We start from the raw sequence: 24,688 nt of genomic DNA on the forward strand, positions 1-24,688 counted from the left end.
GAGCATTTCCTTGGTGAGTTGCGGCAGGGCCGCTTTGCCGCTCGCCGCGGCTGTCTTGTCATTGCGAGGCATGAAAACTCCTTTGGTGGATTGTTATGCCTTGCACACAAAATTTCTGACAGGCTCCGTGGGCACTGTGAAGCTGTGATGACAGGTCTTTTTGTGTGTCACCAAAATGCCATCAAAACGCCATTGAGGCGTCATCTTGGCGAGCCAACATAAGACACCCAATGAAAAAAAGGAGTCAGAAATGAGAGAGTTGCCCAATCCAACGTTTGCACTTTCCCCCTTGGCTTTGCCCAGGAGCTTGCTTCACCGATCCGCTGAATTTCATCAAGACACCCGGCCGGCAGCAACCTTACCGCTGGAGCGTGGTCCTCTGGTGGTGTCGTGGGCTCGGCATCAGGATGAAGTCCGGGCGGTTCAACGCCTGAGGTATCGCGTATTTGCCAATGAGATGGGTGCTCGACTGAGTACCAGTCTGCCAGGTCACGACATTGACCTCTTTGACAATTATTGTGAACACCTGATGGTTTGTGATCAGGTCACTTCTGAAGTTGTGGGCACCTACCGACTCCTGACCCCTGTGCAGGCGGGTCGCGTCGGCAGCACCTACAGCGACCTGGAGTTTGATTTGACCCGTTTGCGCGGCCTGCGCGAGCGAATGGTTGAACTGGGCCGCAGTTGTGTACACCCCGACTACCGAACTGGCGGCGTGATCATGGCACTTTGGGGTGCGCTGGCCGAATTTATGGTGCGAAACAAACTCGACACCATGATTGGCTGCGCCAGCATTCCGATGTTGCACAACGGTATTGCCAGCGGCGACGTCGCAGCGAGTATCTGGAGGCAGCTCAAGATGACCCATCTGGCACCCATCGAGCACCAGGTCCGGCCACGTCTGCCTTTACCAGTTGAGCAACTGGATGGCAATCTGAATGTGGAACCTCCAGCGCTGATCAAGGGTTACCTGCGTTTGGGTGCCAAGATCCTTGGCGCACCGGCCTGGGACCCCGACTTCAATACCGCAGACCTGCCCATGTTGATGCGCATCAACGATTTGCCAGCGCGTTACCGCAAGCACTTTCTCGGGGCATGATGCGAGCCAGTTTTAACGCGTTAGGGGCCATGAGCAGCGACGGGGAGCAGGTCGATGGTGATGACATCGATGTCACAGCAACCGTCCACCATCGGGCCATTTTTATCTCAGATCTGCACCTGGGCACGCCTGGTTTTCAGGCGGGTGCGTTGCTGGATTTCATCAAGCACCACCCGAGTGACTACCTTTACCTGGTCGGGGATATTGTGGATGGCTGGCAGTTGCGCAGGCGATGGTTCTGGCCTGAACTGCACAACGATGTGGTGCAGAAGTTGTTGCGCCGGGCACGCAAGGGTTGTCGCATCATCTATATCCCGGGCAATCATGACGAGTTTGCACGGCGTTACTTTGGCCATCAGTTTGGTGGCATTGAGGTGGTGGACGATGCCGTTCACTTGACGGCCGACGGACGAAGCTTGTGGGTTACGCATGGGGATCGTTTCGACGGCGTGATCCGGGTCGCCAAATGGCTGGCCTACCTTGGCGACAACCTGTATGAACTGACACTCAGACTGAATCGCCACCTGAACCATTGGCGCGCACGACTCGGGCTGTCGTACTGGTCACTTTCCGCGTATCTCAAACACAAGGTCAAAAAAGCGGTGATGTATGTCACTGACTTTGAAGAGGCGGTCGCCAATGAGGCACAGCGTCGTGGACACGATGGTGTGGTCTGTGGCCATATTCATCGTGCAGAGATTCGCACCATCAACGGAATTCTCTACTGCAACGATGGTGACTGGGTTGAAAGCTGTACCGCGCTGGTTGAGTCAGTCAGTGGCAAGCTTGAACTGGTGTACTGGCCCACCCCAGCTGTTGCGCAGCAGGTTAACAAACCTGTTTCGGTCGCAGTTATCACATAAAAAGTGGCTCAAGCGCAATGCCTGTCTATATTGATAGATATATTAAATATAGCAAATTAGAGCACTTCGGGTGATTGGACTGTCACCACGACGGTTTGGGACAACTCCTCACGCTGGCGGCTCCGTAACCACCAGACCGCGCCCTTCTTCACCGAGCATTCACTGGCGTTTAATCCGATCAGGTGGGCAATGGTCTGCCCCAGCGTCGGTTGATGCCCGACCAGAAGCACGGTGCCTTTGGCATCCGGCCACTGTACCAACTCAAGAAGCTGGGCAACCGACGCACCAGGTGCCAATTCCTGGCGAATTTTGAACTTGCGGCCGAAGGCATTGGCGGTTTGCTCACATCGCAGAGCCGGGCTGACAAAAATGCGGGTGTTGTCAGGCAGCTGGCGGTCCAGCCAGGCGGCCATACGTGTCGCCTGCTTCTCACCGCGACCGGTCAACGGTCTGGCCAGATCATTACATTCCTGTGTCCACTCTTGTGCTTCGGCATGACGCCACATCACCAGGTCCATGTCGGTTGCCTATTCTGTTAATTTGCAGCCATCTACAGCTTGTTTGGCGTTGGTGGCACCACGACGCAACCACTGGCGCTTTTCTTGACCGGGGTGATCGCCCGGACACCAACATGGGCACCATCTTAAGGCGAACAGGTGACAGTTTTAAGACAGACCTGACTGCGCCACCTGCGGTGGGATCAGGCCGGAATCAGGTCGTTTTGGGCTTGCATTCGAAACAGAAAAACATCAACGCCGTGGGGTACTTTCTGAACGATCCATTGCTGCGCAATCGATGGTTCCCACACTTGATACAACTCATAGTGTGGCCCGACCCTCCGATGCTCTGATAGGGAGAGCCACTTTCCTTGGTCAGGTAGCGCAGACCACTGGAAGAAATCTGGGTTGTTTCAAATATTCTTTGCATCATTCATGTCCATAAAACCCGACAGGCTAGTTGCTTCATGTGACTCGAATGTGTCAGTGTCGCCTCGACGAGTGTCATCGCAAGGTCACATGGTGGACGTAAAACCGAGTCAAAGAAGGGTTTGTACACATGACAACTGCTCAGGATCCAGATGCCCCCAGACGGACTTCCTCAGATCGTCGTTTTGTCAGTCAGCTGACGCGCAACACCTTTGCGATGGTGCTCGAAGGTGAGCGAGCCAGCAGCCTGCATGAATTGACCGACTGGCGATCCAAGCCTGCAGTTGCGTTTGGCGGCAAATTCCGCATCATTGACTTTGCCTTGTCCAATTGTGTTAACTCGGGTGTGCGTCGTGTTGGTGTCGCCACTCAGTACCGGGCACAGAGTCTGATCCGCCACCTGCAACTGGGTTGGAGCTTTCTGGATGGCAGATTGGGCGAGTTCATTGAGATCATGCCGGCGCAGCAGCAGGTACACGAGTCGCAGTGGTACAAGGGCAGTGCCGACGCGGTCTACCAGAACCTGCGTGAAATTCGCCGGGCCGCACCGGCCTATGTACTGGTGCTTTCGGGGGACCACATCTACCGCATGGACTATGGCCGCCTGCTTGCCGAGCATGTCGAGCGGCAAGCGGATGTGACCATGGCGTGTATCAGGGTGCCTGCATCAGAGGCAGCACGTCATGGTGCCGTCAGGGTGGACGAACACCAGCGCGTCCTTTCGTTTGACCCCTGCAAAGGTGATGCAGCTGCATCACCTGCAGACGCGATAACGGCCCTGGTGGGCATGGGTATTTACGTTTTTGATGCGGCCTTTCTGTATGAGCAGCTGTTGCGTGACGCGCAGGACCCCAACTCCGGTCACGACCTGCGACGCGATGTTTTGCCCTACTGCGCCCGGCACCATCGTCTATACGTTCAGGATTTTGAGGACAGCCGCGTTGGAGATCTGGACAAACCCGCCTACTGGCGTGATGTCAACACCATTGACGCCTATTGGGCGGCCAACATGGATTTGGTGCAGGTCACGCCACATCTGAACCTGTATGACAACGAGTGGCCGATCTGGACCTGGCAGCCGCAGAGCCCACCTGCCAAGTTTGTTCACGATGACCCCCACAGATGTGGCGTTGCATTGGACTCGATGGTCGCGGGGGGCTGCATCGTGAGTGGCGCCACGGTTCGCCGTTCAATGCTGTTTGCGGATGTTCGTCTTCACAGCAACTCCTTGATCGAGGACTCGATGATTCTGGCCAATGTCCAGATCGGCATGGGCTGCACGCTCAAGAGGTGCATCATTGACAAGAACTGCAATATTCCTGACGGCACCATGATTGGGCTCGACCCAGTCGAAGATGCGCGTCGCTTTCATGTCACGCAAGGCGGGGTGACCCTGGTGACACGGGTGATGCTGGGCCAAGAGTTGAGCCTGCTGTAAAAGTGCATCAGACGGTAGACACGGTCAGCAGCCATTGGCCCAATGCTTCAAACATGGCCTGCCTGGGAGCTGCACCTGACAGCGTCAGATCATGAATGCCGTCAGGAACCGCTTTGACGCAAACGTGATTGCCCAGGCCGGGCGCCAGCCGGTGAATGTCTGCGACATTCAGCACGGTGTCGCTGCGCATGGCCATCGGGTTAAATTGTTTTGGCCAAGTGCTTTGTTCGGCATGTAGCACCAAGACAGGGCAGGGGATAGCCAAGCCTTTGGCCACCTCGGTGTGCGCCAGATAAATGGCACGCAACCATCCCGCGTAGATCGGAAAGCCAGCAATCGGTTTCCATTCTCTGTTGTAGTCCCACTGGCCATGGTGTTCACGGTGAAGGCTTTGCCCATAGATTTCCGAGAGTTCGGGCAGTCGCAGGTGTGGCAGCCATCTCCCGATTGCCGCCAAGATGAGGACCAGAAAACGCTTCTGCCAGGTTGGCAGGTTCAAATCCAGAAAAGGGCTGTTCAAAAAGACCGCGTTGATCATTGACCGATTTTTTCCGCGGTGGGCATACAGCGCTGCCACCAGTCCACCGGTCGAGTGGCCGTTGATCAGCAACCAGTCCATCAGCTCGTATTTGCCCAATACAGCAATGGCTGCATCAACATCCTGCAAGTACTCATCAATGTCCGTGGTGAAATTGGGGTGCTGGTGAGGGCGCATGGCACGGCCATGGCGGCGTAAGTCCAAGGCGTAAAAATTCAATCCAGCCGCGTTGTAAAAGTCAGCCAGGTGCACCTGAAAAAAGTAATCCACGTAACCGTGAATGTACAGAACCGCCCGGCTTGACGCACTGGCACAGCGCCTGCGCACCAATACCGTGTCAACCAGTCCCTCCGGCGCACCCAGTCCTGACAGGGTTGACTGCTCAAAATTGGGTAGCAGATCGGGTGTCCAGGGTGTTTGGTCCATCAGGGGGGTAGGTATCTTGCGGGATCGTCATGGTATCAAGGCGTGAGGCACCGCTCGTCACGTCACTGACACCTGACGAAGTCACCAAATTGACACGTGTCCCGCCTAAATTCACGGCACCGGCAAGTCGCCGGTTTGTTAACCACGCCCAACCCGGAGTCTATTCATGCAGGAATTTATCGCGAAAGTCCGAACTTTGCAGTGGGACGACCACCGTTACTACCACCAGTGCCGCATCAACCAGACGTTGCATCTGATCAGTGCCATCAGTTTTCTGGTCTCCTATGTATTGCTGTTTGTCAACCCGGCAGCAGCCGGTCTGGTCGGCTGGCTGGTCGGTATGGTGACCCGCCAATCGGGGCACATTTTCTTTGAGCCAAGGGGTTACGACGAAATCAATCAGGCCACCGACGAATACAAGGAGTCGATCAAGGCCGGTTACAACATGCGTCGTAAAGCGGTTCTGTTGATGGTCTGGGTGTCCATGCCGCTGCTACTGGCGCTGGAGCCCAGCCTGTTTGGCCTGATTGAACCGGCGCACGGTTTTACTGAGTATGCCCATGATGTCGGGCTGGTGTGGTTGGCACTGGGTGCGACGGGTGTATTGCTTCGCACGGTACACCTTTTCTTCTTGCGTGGACCAAGCTGGGGCCTGGCCTGGGCCACCAAGATTTTGCTGGACCCCTTTCACAACGTTGCCTGCTACTGGGAATCCCCTTTGGCGTTGATGCGGGGTCAGCGCTATGACCCCATCGAAGCGTCACAACGCTCACACTAAAACGGGTTGGCAACCGGAGCCAATGTTCGGCGCGGTTGCCACGCACTCAGTCCGCAGGTTGACATCGCTGCGATGACATGCCGCTGCCATGCGGTTTTTCATCATACTGAAACATACGGTCGCAACACTCCACCCCTTTAACCCGTGGAGATGACCTTGAAGAAAAGCCTGATTTCGATCGCCGTGAGTGTGCTGCTTGGCAGCAGTCTGATTGGCTGTGGTGGCAGCGACGATGATGTGGTGGTGCCAGAAGTCTCGCAGCCCAACCCGGGCAAGTTCTTCAATCGGGTGTCGACCTTTGCAGTGTGCAACCAGGTCGGTGCCTCGTGTGAGTCGGCTGACACCACCGCCGCAGAAATTGTGGCGGCCAGCACCGACGGCATGACGCTGATTTACAGCAACAGCCCCAAGGGTGAAGTCGGTTTTGTTGACATCTCCGATGTCAAGAATCCCAAGGGACTTGGTGCGCTGGCCATGGGTGGCGAGCCCACTTCGGTTACGGTGCTGGGCACACAGGCGCTGGTGGCGGTTAACACGCGTACCGACTTTGTCACCGTCTCGGGCAAGCTGGTGGTGGTGGAAATTGCCACGCGCAAGGCAGTAGCCAGCATCACGCTGCCCGGCCAGCCTGATTCGGTGGCAGTCAGCAAGGATGGCAAGTACATTGCGGTGGTGATCGAAAACGAGCGTGACGAGGCTGTCAACAAAGGCGCCCTGCCGCAATTGCCCGCCGGCAGCCTGGTGATTGTCGACGTGGCAGGGGCACCGAGCACCTGGAAAACCCGTATTGTCAGCCTGACGGGACTGGAAGGCATGCTGTACCCCACCGACCCTGAGCCGGAATATGTGGACATCAACGAGGCCAACGTGGCAGCGGTCACGTTACAAGAGAACAACCATGTTGCGCTGGTGGACCTCGCCACCGGAAAGGTCACCAAGCACTTCAGCGCCGGCAGCGTGAACCTGACGCAGGTTGATACCGTCGATCAGAAGCCGCATTTGATCGAGTTGACCCAATCGCAGGTGGGCCGCCTGCGTGAGCCCGATGGTGTAACCTGGATCTCCAAGACCCAGTTTGTCACCGCCAACGAGGGTGATCTGAACGGCGGCAGCCGCAGTTTCACCGTGTTCAACACCGACGGCAGCGTGGCCTACGAGGCTGGCAACTCGGTCGAGCACTTGATGGCCCGCATTGGCCACACCAACGACAAACGCTCCGATGCCAAAGGCAATGAGCCGGAAAACGCCGAGTTTGGCCGCTTTGACGGCACCGACTACCTGTTTGTGGCCTCCGAGCGCTCCAGCGCGTTGGTGGTCTATGACCTGAGCAAAGCCAATGCACCCGCCTACAAACAGGTGCTCCCGGCTGGTTTGGCCCCCGAGGGCGTGCTGGCGATTCCGTCTCGCAACCTGCTGATTGCCGCCAGTGAATCAGACGACCGCTCCATCCTCAGCCGCTCATCGCTGAGCATCTACCAGTACCAGACCGCTGCCGCTGCTTACCCGACCATTCAGTCGGTAAACCGGGCTGATGGCACACCGATTCCGTGGGCCGCGTTGTCTGGTCTGGCAGCGGCTGCCACTGGCTCGCTGGTCTATGCGGTGGATGACAGCTTCTTTGGTGCCAACCGGGTGTTCGAGATCGACACCGCAAGCGCCCCCGCCAAGTTGCAAAAAGAAATCCGCATCACCGACCCCAACGGCCAGATTGCCGCGCTCGCAGCCAAGCTGCCCGATACGGCCAGTGCCGACGCGTTTGACGATACCGACTTGAAAGCCATGGTTAATGCCGACGGCAGCGTCAACCTCGACCCTGAGGGCATTTCGGTGGCCAGCTCGGGCGGTTTTTGGGTGGCATCCGAGGGCAGTGGCACGGTGGGTGATGCCGCCTACCCGGTCAAGACGGCCAACCTGATCTTCAAGCTCGGTGCCAGCGGTGTCATCGAGGACATCGTTCAACTGCCCGCAGAGGTCAATGGCAAACAAGTGCGCTTTGGTTTTGAAGGGGTGGCTGAAGCCGACGGTAAATTGGTCGTGGCGTTCCAGCGCGCCTGGAAGGGTGAGACCAAGCCGCGCATCGGCGTGTATGACCTGGTGGCCAAAACCTGGCAATTCATGTTCTACCCGCTCGATGCCGTCAGCTCACCCAACGGCGGCTGGGTGGGTTTGTCAGACATCACGGCGCTGGGCAGCGGCAAATTCATGCTGGTCGAGCGCGACAACCAGGGCGGGCCAGACGCGCGCATCAAGCGCCTGTACAGCATCGACCTGACCGGAGTGGCCGACGGTGCCACACTGGCCAAGACGCTGATGCGTGATTTGCTCAGTGACCTGAAGGCCCCAGGCGGCTCGGTGCCCGAGAAAATTGAAGGGGCAGCCCGCCTGGCCAATGGCAATGTGCTGATCGTCAACGACAACGATGGGGTCGATGACAACAGTGGCGAGGTGCAGCTGCTCAATCTGGGCAAACTGGCCAACTGACCTTGGACAGGCGCAAGGCGCACGGCACAGTGCTGATCATTGCGCTTGTTCAATCCCGGTCATCACTTTATGAGCTACTTTATCCGTAGCTAGTGGCATTTATTCTGTATGGGCTGCAGGTCATTTCTTTATAAATATGCTGAGGTGGCGCGAGCAGACCCTGGGTTGAGCTAACAGTGAAGCATGGGCTAAAGGCTCGTTTGGCTTTGTTTGGATTGCCTTGCAAGTGGTTCATAAAATCTGCGCTTCACCTGACTGTCACATTGGCCTCGTACATTGCGCTGGCCCTTTACTATCAGGAGTTCTTGTGGTTCCCTTTGCCAAATTCAGATTTCCACCCCGGTCGCTCATGACGAGTTCTCTTACCGCCGCATTCATTGCCAGCCTGGCTGCCTGCGGTGGATCAGACGGTGATGCCGCGCTGCCCGAATCAGCCACCGCCCAGTTGGCGGTTTTGGAGACCTCCGACCTGCACGCCACCGTGGTCAGCTACGACTACTTCAAGCTGGCCGAAGACAAAAGTGTGGGCCTGGAGCGCACCGCCACGCTGATCAAGCAGGCCCGCGTTGACTTTCCCAACAACCTGTTGATCGACAACGGCGACACCATTCAGGGCAGCGCCTTGGCCGACTACCAGGCACTGGTCAGCCCGCTGGCCTGCAGCCAGAAGCTGGCCACCTACAAGGCCATGGATACCATTGGCTTTGATGCTGGCACGCTGGGCAACCACGAGTTCAATTACGGCCTGCCTTTCCTGTCGCAAGTGACCGGCACCAAGTTCAATGTCGATGGCATGGCCGCTGTGACCAGTCAACCCACCTGCACCGGCCCGGCTTTCCCGCTCGTGCTGGCCAACGTCAGCAGCAAAAAAGACGGAGCGCCGCTGTACAAGCCCTACACCATCATCAGCAAGAAGGTCAGCGCCAAAGACAAGGACGGCAAAACCATTGAGAGCACCGTCAAGGTGGCGATCATCGGCTTTGCGCCCCCGCCCATTCTGCTGTGGGACAAGCGCTGGCTTGATGGCAAGGTCGATGTGCAGGGCGTGGTCGAGGCCGCCACCAAATATGTGCCCATGGCGCGTGCCGAAGGGGCCGACATTGTGATTGCCGCCTCACACGGCGGCTGGGACACCAGTGCCTACACCGCAACCATGGAAAACGCCAACTACCACCTGGCCAAAGTGGCTGGCATTGATGGCATTTTGATGGGCCATTCACACGCCGAATTTCCCAACGCAGCCTGCACCACGGCCGCCTGCAGCGCCACCGGTGTAGACAAGGTGAAGGGCACCTTCCACGGCGTGCCCGCTGTCATGCCCAGTTACTGGGGCAAGGCCATCGGCGTGATCAACTACAACCTGGTGGTGAAAAACGGCAAGTGGGCCATCGACACCAGCAAAACCGCCGTCAGCGTGCGCAAGGCCTTGCTCGATGCCGCGGCCAAAACCTATGTGGCAGTGGACCCAACCATTGCAGCGGCGATCAAGACCGAGCATGAGGCCGCCATTGCCTACGTGAAAACACCCATCGGCCAGTCAGACTTTGCGCTGTCCAGCTACTTTGCCGACATTGGTGATGTGACTGCCATCCAGGTGGTCAACGCCGCACAGGCCGACTATGTGGCCAGGTATGTGGCTGCCAACATGCCGCAGTACAAAGACCTGCCCGTGCTGTCGGTCAGCGCGCCGTTCAAGAGCGGTTTTGCCGGTGGCACCGATTTCACCGACGTGAAGCAGGGCGCGATTGCCATCAACAACGCTGCTGATCTGTACCTGTACCCCAACACGGTGTACGCGGTGAAGGTCACGGGCGCTGGCATCAAGACCTGGCTGGAAAAGGCTGCCGAACGGTTCAACCAGATCGACTCCACCCTGACCACGGCGCAGGCGCTGGTGTCCACCTTCCCCGGCTACAACTTTGACATGTTCACCTCGGCCGACGTGAGCTATGAAATTGATGTGACGCAAGCCAAGGGTAGCCGCATCAAAAACCTGAACTACAAGGGGGCACCCATCAGCACCACGGCCGAGTTCATCATTGCCACCAACAACTACCGCGCCACCAGCGGCACGCAGTTTGGCCTGACTGCTGCCAACACCATTTACGCATCGCCCGATGCCAACCGTGACGTGCTGATTGACTACATCAAAGCCCGCAAGAACCTGACGCTTGCCACCGATGGTTCGGCACGCAGCTGGCGTTTTACCAAGGTCACGACGGCCGGCCCGGTCACCTTCACCTCGGGCAGCGGCAAATTGGCAGTGGCGCAGACCGCCGGGTTCAGCAACATCAGCGTCGTCAGCGCGGATGATGGCAGTGGCAAAGGGCAGGGCGTGTACGCCATCGATCTGTCCAAATAGACCGGTTTGATCAAAAAAGAGGCCCGACTGCCGACCGGCAGCGCGGGCCTTCTTCCCGTTGGGTGATCGGAAGGTGGTTTGCCCTGCAGTGGCCTATGAAGTGCGATGTGGGTTGCCAGGTCGACTCCCCGACCTCAGTTAACGCAAATAGGCCAGATTGGTGGTCTGGTCAGGTCTAACAGCGATCTAAAGTTGATAGCAGTAAAATGTTACTGATATTGCGCTAGAACCTAATTTTGCTTCTAAATGTCCTGCAGGATCAAGTTTCGGTTGCCTGATCAATATCTGCATGGCATGGTCGGGTCAGTGCAATCGCCTGGGGAACTCTGGCCATCGCCTCTAACCCATGGGTGCGATGTCAGGGCAGGGTGACACCCGCCGTGGTGACGACCTTCTGATTCGAGTACTCGCTTCGGGCGGGACGTGTTATTGATCCTTTGGCCAGAACATAGTCCACAAAACTTTGCGTGTACAGCAAGTAGGTGTTGACGTAACGTCCACTCGAATACACCGTACCCAGCGCGGTGTAGCCATCTTTGCCGCTGGCAATGAAGTCGTTGGTTACCAGCACGTAGGTCTTCAAGGGGTCAATGGCACTCCAGGCACCCGTGGTTTTGTTGCGGACTTGCACTTGGGTCAGTCGCTGGCCCTTTGATTTGCTCATGTCGACGTCCCAGCGCAGTCCGGCGGCATAGGGATATGAACCCGTGCCCCCCGACGGATTGGCGACAAAATTGTTCACCCCGTCCTCAATGGCGGCAAGAACCTCGGTGCCGGTCATCTCAAGTTCGACCAGCACGTTGGTGAACGGCAGCAAGGTGAAAGCGTTATTCATGTTCAAGCTGCCGGCAGCCAGCGGCACCCGCAAGCCGCCCGCGTTTTGCAAGGAAAAGTCAGCCCGCTTGGCGGCAAACAGGAACGCTTCTGCCACCACCTGCGCGATGTCGCTGCCTTTGGCCAGCGTATTGGCAGCCTCGCAACCGGCCACACCCGCACTGCGGTTGGTGCTTTCACCAGGCACACGGACCAGACACAAGGCTTCGCTCGCTGCACCGATGGGCTTGGCTTTTTCTGCGCTTACCTGGTCTGAATAGGTTTTGAGGGCGCTCAGCGCCGCGGCATCAGGCGTCAGCACTTTGACCGCTGGCTGGCTGGCAGCCAGTTTGGCTACCAGAGTGGTACGGTCAGCCTCGGCCAGGGTTTGCCAGGCACCAGCGGCGTCCTTGCGTTTGAAGCTGTCGCCTATCAGCAGTGTGGATTGCCCGGTGCAACTCGCCACTGCACCGGCCTCGTTGAACTTGACGTTCATCAGGCCGGTGGCTTTGGCGTACTCCCAGGCCTGGCCGATACAGACGGTCTCACCGGATTTGTTTTTGGTGACCGTCGGATAGCTGCCTGAACCGCTCAGGCCAAGTGGGCTCACGTTACCCAGCAAGGTGTGTGAGTCGCCTCCAATGATCACGTCCACGTCGGTCAGCTTGGCTGCCAGCGCCTTGTCAGCCTCATAGCCCTGGTGGGTAATGGCCACAATGTGCCGCACACCCAGTGCCTTGAGTTCGTCAATGGTTTTCTGTGCCGATGTGGCCTCATCACTGAAGACGGTGGTGTCGAGTGGCCGAGAGGAATTGACGGTTTTGCCCGCCACTGTGATGCCGATCAGGCCCACCTTCACGCCATCCACCTCCTGGATCAGGTAAGGTTTCAACACGTTGCCCGCCAGCGGTGTGCCTGCCTTGGGTGTAATGTTGCTTGAAATCACTGGTGTTTTACACGTCGATTTGCCAAGTTCGTCAATAAAACCCTTGAATACTGCATCGCTGTCGTCAAACTCATGGTTACCTGGCGCAAAAGCGTCAAAACAGACCGTGTTCATCATCATGGCATCCGCTGCACCCTTAAAAAAGGTGTAGTACAGCGTGCCGGTAAGAGCGTCACCGGCGTGAATTTTCAGCAGGTTTTTCTGGCTGGCCAGCGACTTGAACATGGCGGTCTGGCGGGCAAAACCACCCAGCTCAACTTGCGTCGCCACGCCATCGAGCGTGAGTTCGGTGTTGGCAAAGGCATCGAGCTGTGAATGGTGGTCGTTGATGTGGGCGACATTGAGTTCCAGCGGCTTGAACGTCGGTGCGTCATCGTCACCGCCACCACATGCGCTCAGCAGCACACCAACAGAGATTAGGAAACAGGCGCTCTTCGCGGCACGGGAGATGACGTTGAGTTTCATAGTGGTGAATTGAACGAGTTAAAAACAGCCGCTGACGCTAATTCGGCCATATGACGCCCGTGTGTCACAAGTGCCCTGCAAGGTGTATTGCCGGTTTCACGCCGCTGTCACATGCAGCGTCTACAACCAGACTCCTCACTTCACTTTTCAGGAATCTGGCATGCAGACCCCTTCCCGTCGCAACTTTGTCATTCAACTGGCGGCATTGACCGCTGCGACCAGCACTGGCATGGTGCTGTCTGGCTGCGGCGGCGCGGACGACCCTGACCCACCTCGTTTTGACTATGGAGTGGCCAGTGGCGACCCGTTGGCTGACCGGGTAATTTTGTGGACCCATGCGCAGTTTGCGGGCTTGTCCGACGATGTTGCGTTGACCTGGGAGGTCGCAAGTGATGCGGCATTTGCCTCGCTGATAGTGTCTGGCAACGCCCGTGCCACTGCGGCGGCGGGTCACACCGTTAAAGTCGACGCCAGCGGTCTGAGTGCCGGTAAGGACTATTGCTTCCGCTTCCGCTGGGACCAGCATAGCTCACCGGTCGGTAAAACCCGCACCTTGCCTGCGGCTGGTGCGACCAGTTTGGCGCTGGCGGTGCTGACGTGCTCCAACTATCCGGCGGGTTACTTTCACGTCTATGCCGAGGCAGCCAAGTCGGCAGCCAAATACGCCGTGCATCTGGGCGACTTTATCTATGAATACGCGGCCGATGGCTATGCCAGTGCCGATGCTGCTGCGCTGGGCCGGGTCTCGCAACCGGCCACAGAATGTATCAAACTTGACGATTACCGCAAGCGCTACGCCCAGTACCGCTCGGACCCTGATAGCAAGACTTTCCATGCCACGATGCCGGTGATCGCTGTCTGGGATGACCATGAGGCTGCCAACGACAGTTTTGACAACGGGGCTGAAAACCACACCGAGGGCTCGGAGGGTCGCTTTACCGATCGTCGTGCCGCCGCCGTGCAAGCTTGGCATGAATGGCTGCCCGTGCGCGCACCAGATCCCAAAGATCTGCTCAAGATCTACCGCAGTTTTGATTTTGGCGGTCTGGTGGCCATGCACATGCTGGAAACACGGCTGATTGGTCGCGACAAACAAATCACATTCACCGATCTGCTCAATCCGGCGACTGCCGGTGCCGCCATGGCAACATTGGCCTCACCCACGCGCAGCATGATGGGTGCTGAACAACTGGCATGGCTGCAGGGACAGTTGGCTGCTTCAAAAGCAACTTGGCAAGTGTTGGGGCAGCAGGTATTGATGGCACGAATGGAGTTCCCGGTGAGTGTGCTGACCGCCCTCAATCCGGACAACGCCGGGGCCGATGCGGTGGCAGCCGGCCAAAAGGCGATCAATGATTACCTGACCGCCAAAGCGACTGCGGCTCAAGCGCCAGCCTTGCTAACAGAGACCCAGAAAGCCTTGCTGAACCCTGCCATTAACCCACAACTTGGTTACAACCTGGATGCGTGGGATGGTTACCCTGTAGAGCGCGAAATTGTGCTGGGTACAGCCAAACAGTTAGGCAAGAAACTGGTGGTGTTGGCGGGAGACACCCACAACGCCTGGGCAAGCCAGCTCACGTTGGTGAACGGTACGGTCGTAGGCTACGAGTTTGCGACCACAAGTGTGAGTTCTCCGGGCTTTGAAGAATATCTGCCAACACTGACGCCGGACCAGTCCAAGGCGATTTTCTTGGGGGTTGTGGACGACTTGAAATATGCCGACACCTATCGAAGGGGCTTCATGCTGATGCAGTTCACTGCATCCGAAGCCAAGGGTACTTGGCATTTCGTCAGTACCGTCAAGTCGCGCAGCTACACCGTGGATGCCAGCGCAACGCTTGCTTACTCGCCGTCATAGGGTTGTCACGCGAGCCAGCCATCATCCCGACATTGTTATTTTTCAACTTCAGGAGCCATTTTCATGAAAACCACGCCTTTGATTGTCCTTAAATTGTCAGCCTTGAGCATTGCTGTCGGCATGACGCTCGCCGCTTGCGGCGGCAATGACGACCCGGCAAGCTTGACTTCGGTCGAGTTTACCGATACGCCAGTGCCCAGCAGCGATGCGGATATGTTGAAGACACAATCGTCGTCCAAGGCGATTTTTAAGTACTCGGATGGCACCAGCAAAGAATATCCACTGAGCTACACCAGCCTGTTCAAGAACACCGATGCAATCAGCACGGTGGGCAGCACCAAGTACGCCGCAGCGCAACTGTTTGACGTCAATATGAGTCCCATCATTGACCCCAACGGCGACCCGGTGGTGGCAGAAACGGCCGACTCCAACAGCCTGTTGAAGGTGGGCAGCAAACTGTTCCTGGTCAATCATTGGGAGTACGACAACATTCTGGCCAATGGCCAACAAGCTTACAAGGTGGCCAACTGGTACAGCCGCATGCCCATGAGCATGAGTCTGTCAGAGATTTCCCAGGGCAGTGACGGCAAGCTCAGTGTCAAAAGTCAAAAACCAGTGGACTTCTCCAGCGTGAACGGCGGCTGGATCTTCTGCTTTGGTTCACAAACGCCCTGGAACACTCACCTCGGGGGCGAAGAGGACTATGACCTTTACTATGTGCCCGGTGAAAAGGCCTACACCACCACGACGGCCGGACTGAAGGCCATGACCGAGGTGTATTTCAAGAACACCAAAACGGCCAATCCTTACCACTATGGTTACGCCACCGAAGTGGCGGTCAAGGAAGATGGGACCTACGGCGTCACCAAGCACTATGAAATGGGTCGCGGAACCTGGGAAATGGCCATCTACGCCAAGGACGGCAAGACCGCCTTTTTTGGTGACGATGGCTCTTATTCCGGCATGTTCATGTTTGTGGGTAACAAGGCCAACGACCCCAAGGCCGGCGGCAGCATTTATGCGGCCAAATGGACCCAAACCTCGGCAGACGGTAGCAATGCCGACACGACGGCCAACATCACATGGATCAAACTCGGCAGTGCCACATACGACGAAGTCAAGGCGCTGGTTGACAGCGGTCTAACGATTGGCGACATTTTCGAAACCTCGCTGACCGCCAAAGACGGCTTTGTGCCTACCCGCGCTGGCTCGGCCGAGACCATCTGGCTCAAACTCAAGCCCGGCATGGAAAAGGCAGCGGCATACCTCGAAACACGTCGCTACGCTGCCTACTTGGGTGCAACCACCGAATTCACCAAAGGCGAGGGTGTGGCCATCAACCACGCTGACAAGAAGATGTACTACGCTTTGAGCTATATCCAGGGCTCGATGCTCGCAAATGACGGCGGGCCGGTCGACCATATCAAGGTTAAAGGCAACAATGCTGGTGCCACGATGACATTTGACATGGCAAGTGCCGTCAAAGACACAGCCGGTGGCGCTATTGCCTCCGACTACGTGCCGACCAAAGGCCACATCGAAGACAAGCTGCTGGGTCGTCCGATCACCGCAGACGCCAAAGGCAACACTGCCGATCCGGCCTATACCGCCAACACCGACAACGTGTTCTTCTCGGAGAAGCTGCGTACCCTGTTCATTGGTGAAGACTCTGGCACACACGTCAACAACTTTGTCTGGGCCTACAACGTTGATACCAAAAAGCTCAGCCGGGTTTTGAGCGTTGCTGCCGGGGCCGAGTCCACCGGCCTGCAAGTCGCGGAGGATATGAACGGTTATGCCTACATCATGAGCAATAACCAGCATCAAGGCGACTGGCTGAGCAGCCAGCCGGCGGCACTGACCACAAGTCTGAAAGCCAAGGCGCAAGAGCTGTATGGCGCAAACAAATATGGCACCCTGAACTATTACCTGCAAGCCGATGTGGGTTACATCGGTGGCATGCCAGCGGTCAGGTAAAAAACCGTGCGGCAAGAGCCGCACTTTCTTGTTTCCAGGGTGGCTGCTCGGGCCACCCTGTGCTGTGAAAGCCGTCTCGCCAACAAAAAGGCGGGTCGACTTTCACAGGGTCTTGGTGACCCGCCCTGATCGTTCGAAAACATGAATCACATTTTCAGTTCCTGGCTGCTTCCCGCGGGCACCATGGTGTGCAGCCTGCCCTTCTTTTTTGTCGCTTGTGGCGGCGGCAGTGGTGGCACAGCGAGTGCGCCTGTTGTACCCGCTGCGGTGGCCAATGTCGCACTGATCGGCGACACCATCGACCGGGGTACCTTCGCCAACCCGCACGCACATATCCCGGCACAGTGTTACATCGAAACCAGCCACGGTGCACAAAATGCCTGTTTGTTCTGCCACACCGATGGGGTTTCAGATCTGAAGCTGGGCAATAACAATCCGATGGCCGGCGGCAACCCGAATGTTGGCAACCTGCAGGCAAGTTATGCGTTTGGCGTGTTGCGTTACCCCTACGTGGTCAATTCAAGCATCATGCCCTGGGTCAACACCTTGCAACCCGGGATATTGCGCGCGGCTGTTGAAGCAGCGGGCCATAAGCCTGGCACTTGGGACATGCAAAGTTATATTCGCCAGGACAACTGGCGCGCGGCGTTTGCCCAGCGCCCGGGCTCGGTGAAGGATTGGGATACAAAAGTCAACTCACCCTGGCGCTTGTTCCCGGCTTTGTCCCCAGACGATCTGCCGGCCAAAACGGATGGTTTTTTGCGCAGCACGGTGGAGCAGCGTGGCTACTTTAACGACGGGCTGGGCTGGAATACGGGCTGGCGTTCGGTCAACTTCATGCCCTACGGCATCTTTACGCCCCTGGCCGGCAGCGTCTCTGGCATTTACATCCGTTTGCCTGACACCTTTATGAAGAACTCGGCTGGTGAGTTTGACCTGGGCGCCTACAAGGCCAACCTGGACCGGGTGGAGCGCAACATTCAGGACCGACTGACCGGTGAAACCCGTTACAGCGGTGCGGCATCATCGGTGCAGATTGTCCGGGGTCAATACCCGATCGGAACAGAGTTCGCCCATCCTCTGCACTATGTGGACGTTGCTGCTGACGGGCAAAACAGCAGCGTCAGTTCGTACCCCGGCAGTCGTGCGCGGAGGGTGAAAGAGATTCGCTGGATGGTCAAATCCCAGGACTGGTACCCTGATGAATTTGGCATGTCTCTCAAGGACGAAGGCGCGCCGGTTTACGCCAGCCGCGACCAGGGCTGGATAGAAAACGGAGTGGGATGGATTTTGGGCGGCTGGATAGAGAACGCCAACGGCGACTTGCGGCCACAAACGCCCTCAGAACTGACCCAGTGTGTCGGTTGCCACTCGGGCAATGTGCGTCAGTCGGACGTGGGTCAACATGCCACCTACACCTCAGGGGTGGGCAACACCATCGATTCCACCTGGGCCATGGGACGCAAGTTCGCCGGCGACGCGGGCTGGCAAGAGATGAATTACCTGGGTTACCGGGCCAACCTGCAGGCAGGTGAGGCTGCAACCCCAGGAGATCTGACGGTGGCAGAACCGGTCAATCGCCAGCTCAACAGGGGCGAATTCCGTGTTTTCCTGGACTATGTGGTGGGTGCATCGCTGTATGGCGACATGCCCGATACGGTGGAGGGGTATTTGGCCAGCCAAATAACCCGCGCCCGGGGGTACGAAGCTGACTGGCCGGAACTGAAATCTGCCGTGGCGCAGCATGATGCGGCTGGGATAAAAGCCGTGCAGGCGCAGCGGCTGAGTTTGATGCGAGCATTTACCGCACGCGGCGCGCATCTGAATGAGGCTGGCACGATTCGGCCCGAGCTGTTTTTGCCGACTCGCCTCAATGCACTGGCCGGTGCATCGCGCTATCGTCAGGTGGTGGTCACGCAACGCTACGACTATGGCAAGGACGTGTTCCCCGAGACGCCGTTCACACTGCGCTACTTTCGCACAGCGGATGTTACCTACACCCACCAGGACGGCTCAGCTTACAAGCTGGGCGAAGTCATCACTGATCGACCCATCAACAACACCGTGGGTGACTTTGCGTATGGCATGGGCACCGAGCCAACACTGATCGATGAGGCTTTGCCGTTTTTGCAGGGGGGCACTTTTTTGCGCAACTATGTACCATTGCTCAAACCCTAGGCTCTGGCTTGGTGGCGCCTTGCACGGCTTTTCATTTGTTCTCAAACCTTAGTGGCGTGCTTAACAGCGGCACATACCTGGGGTTGTAGGTGCCACCCTGTGCAAAGTCGCTTTTCTCGTCGATCAGAGTAGGCACGTTGCCCACCAAATAAATGTCAGCCGCCGGGTTGCTGCGGTGCACCGAGCGGTCGGTGATGACTTCGCCTTGGTGATAGGTTTGCCCGTCCAGGTGTGTAAAGGAGTTCAGGCTGTCGCGCAGGTAGGTGAAGTTGACCGGAGTCGTGGGAAACACGTCCTTGCCCAGGTGATATCGCTGGCTCACCACCACCTGACGGTAGCGCGATGCTCCGGCCAGTGCATCAGTCATTGGCGGGTACAACAGGGCACCGCGCACCCGGCCATGCGCATTCAGATGCTCGCCACGCGCCGTCAGGTCGCGCATCAGGCGCTGGCGCAGCGTTTGCGACTCGGTAAACGCTTGTGGGCTGCGGGTATTGATGGTGGGCCAATCCGCTGAGTAGCCGCGCTGCGTGCGGATGGTTTGCGCCAGATACCGCTCAATGGCAGCCGGCATGTCACCATACAGACTGGCACCCACCACGTTGTCCAGAAAGTAACGCAATTCGCCCTTGCCTTCGCCCCGATTGAATGGGTCGCCCATTTTGGCCTGCCCTGGGGTGGCCTGAGCGCTGGTATTGGCAACAGCCTGATAGCCGAGATAGTCCATCTCTCTCCAGCCAGCTGAACCTGGCCACTTGCGGGCCATGGCCCAAGTGCTGTCCACCGTGTTTCCAGTCCCCGAGGTGAAGCTTGGGGACTGTTCCGTGCGCACGACGCCACTGTGGCAGCCAATACACTGGGTTAACTCCTGCGGGGTTTGTGGGCGCAAGCTGCCGAGTGCGTCTTCAATATAGCCTGCCAGGTACCAGCCGACCCCGTTGTCTACCCAGCCCTGGGTGGCATGGCCATAGACGGGCAAACCTTCTTCTTTCTCACCGGGGCGGAAGTCTGCATGGTGAAAGTCCTTCCATTTCATCATGTAGCGAATTTCCTTCACGCGCTGCGCGCGGGTGCCCGGAAATCGGCTGATGTCGGGGCGGCTACCGTCAGCAGCCACGTCGACATAGTGAAGTGGGTGGGCAAATTCGGTGCCGACCGGATATTCACCACGGCGTAGCGGTACCTTGTGAGCTTGGCCAGTGAACCGTTGCCCGTCTGCCGGGGTCAAGCGGTCCTGAATAGCGCGCTCCAGCAGGTCCAAGTTGCGCTGGTACACCCCCAGGTTGAACTGCCCGCTGGCATCACGCATAAAGGCTTGCGGCAGGCGAATGTAAATGCCCGAGACACTGCCGGTCATGGGCGTGAAGATGCCGTAAGGCATGAAATTGACCGCTCGCCAGCCGGTCAGCCAACCGGCATCGTCCTTGAAATAACCGCGCGAGGCCTGCGGGCTGCGCACAAAGCCGTCAGCCTGCGCGGGCAGGTCAGCCGGAGCCAGGCCGGGAAACAATCGCATCGGATGGTTGACCGCACTGTCCCAGTCTTTGGCGCTGCCCGGGCGCTGGGAAAAAGCGGCGCTCCAGTTGTCCTGGCGCACATAGCTGGCCACCTCGGAGGCTCCCCAAGCATGTGGGTCTTGCCCCAGCGCCCGCACGGCGGCCAACAGTTTTTCTGGCTTCAGGGTGTTTTCCCAGGGGTTGACCACTGAGAGTGGCTCAAAGGGCCGGTGCGGCGCAAAGCTGTATTCAAGTTGCAGATTGCCCAGGCGGGGCTCAGCCCCCGCCTGTGGCAGGTTGTTGCCCAGGCCCAGCTCGTAAACGCCGTTGGTGTGGCAGAACTGGCAGGCGTTTTGCGCACCGTGCGAGGTTTCGATGTAGCACTGCGCCGGAATGTGCGAATACGGATTGTCGAATTGCGCCGGATTGAAAAAGTCGCCCACCAAAGCGTGCGCCGAGCCGCCTGTGTTGCCTTTGGCACCTGGCAAGGCAGTCACGCATGCGGTTAGCACCACTGCTGCGCTGGCGACACCCAGAATTGGCCAGACCAGCGGCTTACTGTTTGATTGTTTCACCGTCTTATCCTCTTGCTTGAATACTTCAAATTAAGGAGCTCCCTCCCCATATAGAAAAAGGGCTAGCCTCTGAAAAGACTAGCCCTTTGGGCTGGTAGCTGTTAACGCTTAGCGTATGGCAGGCATGCCACCCAGGTAACCCACCGGCGCGTTGAACTTGTCAATCTTGGCCGACAGCGCCGCCTTCAGGTCGGCCGGCACTGATGACGGCAGGTCACCCCAATGCTGGTTGTTGGCCATGATGTAGGCGTGACCGTTCAGGTTGTCCAGCACCTGCAGACCCGTGTTTTCAGCACCTGCGGCTGAGCTCAGGATGCGGGTGAGTTTTTTGGTGTCAACGTTGTAGGCCCACAGGTAATTGTTGACGTGCTCCCCCGAGTCTTCGCCAATGAACAGCGTGCGCATCTTTTCCGAGAAAAACACGTTGTCGGTGTTGGCAACTTTGCCCTCAGCGGCGGTGTTGCCCTTGGCATCCGGCGCTTTGAGCGGCTCACCCAGCAATGCGGACTCCACATACATGTTCACCGCCACATAGTTAGACGAAATGGCCGCGCCCTTGGCGTCCATCTGGCCGCCCTTCATGTCCAGGCTATAGGTCGCGCCAGCGCTGTTTTTGGCCAGGCGAATGTGATCAACCGGCTCGCCGGTCATGCTGGTCATGCTGTCGCGAATGGACGAAATGGCCATGTACAGGCGCTTGTCTTTGTCGTTGACGGCCACGCCTTCCATTTTGGTGAACTCGGTGGTGGCACCCATCAAGGCGGCCATGCGGCGGGTTTCGAGGAAGGCAGCCGCCTTTTCCTGGCCTGGGTTAACTTTCAGGCACTCGTCAGCGGTGGAGCCGCTGCGCACCCGGGTGTAACCGGCTTCGCAGGCGCCGTTTTTGGGTTGCACAGCCGAGAAAATCTTGTAGAAAGTACTGCTGTCAGCCAGCGCCTTGATCTCGGTGCTGTTGCCGTGGCCCAGCTTGACCCACTTGAGGTTGGCGCGGCCACCGTCTTTGTCAGAGGTTTGCTCCCACTTGGCGGCGTAGATGGTGCCAGCGTCGAGCTTGCCCGGCTGGTCGGCAACAAACATGGCCATCAGACCGTGGGTTCCGTCGTCACCAAAGTACACCGTTTTGCTGTCGGGCATGATCTTGCCCATTTCCCAAGTGCCACGGCCCATGGCGTAGTGCTTGGTGACCTGGGTGCTGCCATCGGGCTTGACCGCCACTTCGTTCAAATAGCCGTAGTGGTAGCGGTTAGCCAGCTTTTCGCCCTTGAAATACAGGTCGGTCATGGCTTGCAGACCGGCGGAGGTCTTGGTGTGATCCTTGGTCAGCGGGTTGAACTGCAGGTCGTAATCTTCTTCAGACCCCAGATGGGTGTTCCAGGGGGTTTGTGAGCCAAAGCACGGAATCCACAAGCCGCCCACGGCAGAAAAATCGATCGGGCGCTGTTTGAGCAGACTCATCTGGCCAGAGTCATTCTGCTTGAGCTCAGACAACAGCATGCCCATGGGCGCGCGGGCATGCCAGTCTTTCACCTTGGTACCCACCGAGCCATCCGACAACAACCAGTCGTATTCAAGGTGCGTCACCATGAACAGCTTGTCGCCCACTTGCAGCAGGCTATTGGCATCAGGGGTCTCGGCCACCAGAGGTTTGCCCTTGGGGTCCATCAGGGGTTCCATCTTGTAGTTGTAGAGCTGACCGGCCGGGTGCATCTTGCCGCCGACTTCGCTGGTGGCATCTTTCAACGAGAACAAGGTGTTGTAGCTCAAGGGATACGTCTTGACGCTGCCGTCCACGTAAGTCACCTTGACCGACGAGTCTGTGTAGGTCTTGCTCATTTTGTCGATTTCGGTCGCCACAGGCGCAGCGGTTTCGGTGAAATCAACACGCTTCACGGCAGCCGTACCGGCACCGCCGCCGGTGGCACAGCCACCCAACATCAGCGCGGTGGCAGTCGCCGCGGCGCTCAAGGAAAAATAAGCTTGACGAGAGAAAAACATAAACACTCCTGAGGATAGAACGGCGCATTATTTCGTTGTCATGTGTCAATTTTTTGACAATGGCGCGTCTGCCATCCGGCCGAACTCATCATCGCCCATGGTCCATTGGCTGTTTGTCCCGCGACAGCGCCATTGCCCACAGTGGCATGAAACCGGAGCCTGCGTTGTCAGGTCAATTCCAGAAGCAGTGGCTGGTGGTCAGAGGCACGACTGTCTGCGTTGACGCTCAGAGTTGACCTGCGCGCTGCCAAGGCGTCGCTGATCCAGACATAGTCACAGGTGATCGGCTGTGGACCGTACAGTCGGTCGTAGAGCCGGAATGTGGGTGCATGCGGCATCAAGTTGTGACACACCCTCCACGCATCGTGCCAACGATAGGATCCATTCTCAATAGCAGCAACCACATGTTCCGATTGCGCTGTAGCCCAAAAAGGCTCCTGAATCGCAGCGTACTCCGGGGCACCTGGCTCGAAATTGAAGTCACCGCATAGCAGGGCCTGCGTGGTGTGTGGAACGCACCTAAAAGGCGTGGTTTCATTCTCGGGTTTCGGTGGCTGCAATGCCAAGGTGCATGCCTGTGCCTGCAGTTCGCGCAAGGCACATGTTTGCGCCATGCGTTGCCCGGCTGAGTAATACTCCAGATGCGTCGTCATCACCCGCAATGTGCCCAGCACAGGGTCAACAATGGTGACGCTGCTGCACATCCGCGCCATGCTGGGTACGGACGGGTCAGCCGGCCATGGCAAGGGGTAATGTTGCACGTTGACCACAGGCAGTCGGGTCGCGATCAGGTTGCCAAAACGCTGTCGCTGCCCTCGAGTGCCAAATCCGTCCACCGCAGCGCCGAAAAACACCTGATAGCCTGGCAACAGGGCTTGTAACTGCGCGGGCTGGTCACCAGGTTCGCCTGGCAGGCCGTCAAATCCCTGCGAGATCTCCTGCAGGCACAGGACGTCAAAATCGGCCATGGCGCGCGCTTCGACCACGATGCGCTCGGGGCTGACGACGCCGTCGGTGCCACAGCACCATTGGGTATTCCAGGTGATCAGTTTCATTTGATGCCGGCTCGCATAAAGCTTTCAACAAACTGGCGCTGAAACAGCAGGAACGCCAGCAACAGAGGCGCACCGCTCATCAGCATGGCAGCGGTGATGATGATGGACCAGTCGATGCCCTGGTCGGTGGCAGAAAAAACCTGCAAGCCCACCGCGAGCGGGCGCGCCTGTTGGCCGTTGGTCACGATCAGCCGTCACCGGACATTATTCCAGTTAAAGCTTAGGGGTCAAGCAAGAATAGCCTGGACAAAGGAGTCGTGATGGCAAGTGCAAGGCGCGGCGCAAGCCGCGCGGTGTAGCAGGCTACACAAGCGGTTTGCAACAACGCATTGCGCTTGTCAGCACGGTCGAACTGTTCAAGTTATTCTTGCTTTGCCCCTCACCGACATCAGCGCAAATGCGGTACAGCTTGACCG

The 24,688-nt window shown here is 57.7% G+C and carries 16 protein-coding genes and 1 pseudogene; 10 read left to right on the forward strand and 7 right to left on the reverse strand.

Features of this window, described 5'->3' with window-relative positions; genetic code table 11:
• The 3 genes from KBF66_RS11920 to KBF66_RS11930 form a co-directional block, all read left to right on the forward strand.
• A partial coding sequence (locus KBF66_RS11920) for a hypothetical protein (protein WP_296656753.1) occupies positions 1 to 222 on the forward strand: 222 nt, incomplete at its 5' end.
• A gap of 28 nt (positions 223 to 250) precedes the next feature.
• Positions 251 to 1,099, forward strand: coding sequence for a GNAT family N-acyltransferase (locus KBF66_RS11925; RefSeq protein WP_296656756.1), 849 nt, complete (start codon positions 251 to 253; stop codon positions 1,097 to 1,099).
• Entirely contained in the window at positions 1,099 to 1,962 is an 864-nt protein-coding gene (locus tag KBF66_RS11930; protein ID WP_296656757.1) for a UDP-2,3-diacylglucosamine diphosphatase, read from the forward strand. Before KBF66_RS11925 ends, KBF66_RS11930 begins: the two co-directional genes overlap by 1 nt.
• A 56-nt stretch (positions 1,963 to 2,018) precedes the next feature.
• On the opposite strand, the gene sixA is transcribed toward KBF66_RS11930, so the two are convergent.
• Positions 2,019 to 2,480 carry a phosphohistidine phosphatase SixA gene (gene sixA / locus KBF66_RS11935; RefSeq protein WP_296656762.1) on the reverse strand — a complete coding sequence of 154 codons (462 nt, stop codon included), beginning with the start codon at positions 2,478 to 2,480 and terminating at the stop codon, positions 2,019 to 2,021.
• Positions 2,481 to 3,018: 538 nt separating this feature from the next.
• Between sixA and glgC the strand changes: the two genes are divergently transcribed.
• Positions 3,019 to 4,326, forward strand: coding sequence for a glucose-1-phosphate adenylyltransferase (gene glgC, locus KBF66_RS11940; protein ID WP_296656764.1), 1,308 nt, complete (start codon positions 3,019 to 3,021; stop codon positions 4,324 to 4,326).
• 7 nt (positions 4,327 to 4,333) lie between these two features.
• On the opposite strand, the gene KBF66_RS11945 is transcribed toward glgC, so the two are convergent.
• Positions 4,334 to 5,290 carry an alpha/beta hydrolase gene (locus KBF66_RS11945; RefSeq protein ID WP_296656766.1) on the reverse strand — a complete coding sequence of 319 codons (957 nt, stop codon included), beginning with the start codon at positions 5,288 to 5,290 and terminating at the stop codon, positions 4,334 to 4,336.
• A 166-nt stretch (positions 5,291 to 5,456) separates the two neighbouring features.
• On the opposite strand from KBF66_RS11945, the gene KBF66_RS11950 reads away from it, so the two are divergent.
• The 3 genes from KBF66_RS11950 to KBF66_RS11960 all read left to right on the forward strand — a co-directional run bounded on the left by KBF66_RS11950 (position 5,457) and on the right by KBF66_RS11960 (position 10,911).
• Positions 5,457 to 6,068, forward strand: a complete 612-nt coding sequence (locus KBF66_RS11950; RefSeq protein ID WP_296656768.1) for a hypothetical protein — start codon at positions 5,457 to 5,459, stop codon at positions 6,066 to 6,068.
• Positions 6,069 to 6,224: 156 nt separating this feature from the next.
• On the forward strand, positions 6,225 to 8,549 hold the full coding sequence (locus tag KBF66_RS11955; protein ID WP_296656770.1) for an esterase-like activity of phytase family protein: 2,325 nt from the start codon (positions 6,225 to 6,227) through the stop codon (positions 8,547 to 8,549).
• A gap of 349 nt (positions 8,550 to 8,898) precedes the next feature.
• Positions 8,899 to 10,911, forward strand: a complete 2,013-nt coding sequence (locus KBF66_RS11960; protein ID WP_296656772.1) for a bifunctional 2',3'-cyclic-nucleotide 2'-phosphodiesterase/3'-nucleotidase — start codon at positions 8,899 to 8,901, stop codon at positions 10,909 to 10,911.
• Between the two features lie 358 nt (positions 10,912 to 11,269).
• On the opposite strand, the gene KBF66_RS11965 is transcribed toward KBF66_RS11960, so the two are convergent.
• The gene (locus tag KBF66_RS11965; protein ID WP_296656774.1) at positions 11,270 to 13,135 is read right to left on the reverse strand and encodes a 5'-nucleotidase C-terminal domain-containing protein; all 1,866 of its coding nucleotides are present in this window, start codon (positions 13,133 to 13,135) and stop codon (positions 11,270 to 11,272) included.
• A gap of 160 nt (positions 13,136 to 13,295) precedes the next feature.
• Here KBF66_RS11965 and KBF66_RS11970 point away from each other — a divergent pair, with 160 nt between their 5' ends.
• The 3 genes from KBF66_RS11970 to KBF66_RS11980 all read left to right on the forward strand — a co-directional run bounded on the left by KBF66_RS11970 (position 13,296) and on the right by KBF66_RS11980 (position 19,151).
• Positions 13,296 to 14,996, forward strand: coding sequence for an alkaline phosphatase D family protein (locus tag KBF66_RS11970; RefSeq protein WP_296656776.1), 1,701 nt, complete (start codon positions 13,296 to 13,298; stop codon positions 14,994 to 14,996).
• A gap of 63 nt (positions 14,997 to 15,059) precedes the next feature.
• On the forward strand, positions 15,060 to 16,973 hold the full coding sequence (locus KBF66_RS11975) for an alkaline phosphatase PhoX (RefSeq protein ID WP_296656779.1): 1,914 nt from the start codon (positions 15,060 to 15,062) through the stop codon (positions 16,971 to 16,973).
• A gap of 141 nt (positions 16,974 to 17,114) precedes the next feature.
• Complete coding sequence (locus KBF66_RS11980; RefSeq protein ID WP_296656781.1) at positions 17,115 to 19,151, forward strand: hypothetical protein; 2,037 nt, start codon at positions 17,115 to 17,117, stop codon at positions 19,149 to 19,151.
• Between the two features lie 31 nt (positions 19,152 to 19,182).
• On the opposite strand, the gene KBF66_RS11985 is transcribed toward KBF66_RS11980, so the two are convergent.
• The 4 genes and pseudogenes from KBF66_RS11985 to KBF66_RS12000 all read right to left on the reverse strand — a co-directional run.
• Positions 19,183 to 21,222, reverse strand: a complete 2,040-nt coding sequence (locus KBF66_RS11985; protein ID WP_296656785.1) for a hypothetical protein — start codon at positions 21,220 to 21,222, stop codon at positions 19,183 to 19,185.
• 108 nt (positions 21,223 to 21,330) lie between these two features.
• Complete coding sequence (locus KBF66_RS11990) at positions 21,331 to 23,217, reverse strand: alkaline phosphatase PhoX (protein ID WP_296656787.1); 1,887 nt, start codon at positions 23,215 to 23,217, stop codon at positions 21,331 to 21,333.
• 167 nt (positions 23,218 to 23,384) lie between these two features.
• A complete protein-coding gene (locus KBF66_RS11995) occupies positions 23,385 to 24,272 on the reverse strand; it encodes an endonuclease/exonuclease/phosphatase family protein (protein ID WP_296656789.1) in 888 nt (295 codons plus the stop codon).
• Positions 24,269 to 24,493: pseudogene (locus KBF66_RS12000) on the reverse strand (carbohydrate ABC transporter permease); the annotation flags it as partial. The gene KBF66_RS11995 and the pseudogene KBF66_RS12000, both read right to left, overlap by 4 nt.
• Between the last annotated feature and the right edge of the window lie 195 nt (positions 24,494 to 24,688).

It is taken from the genome of Rhodoferax sp. (assembly GCF_018063565.1).
Lineage (GTDB): Bacteria > Pseudomonadota > Gammaproteobacteria > Burkholderiales > Burkholderiaceae_C > Rhodoferax.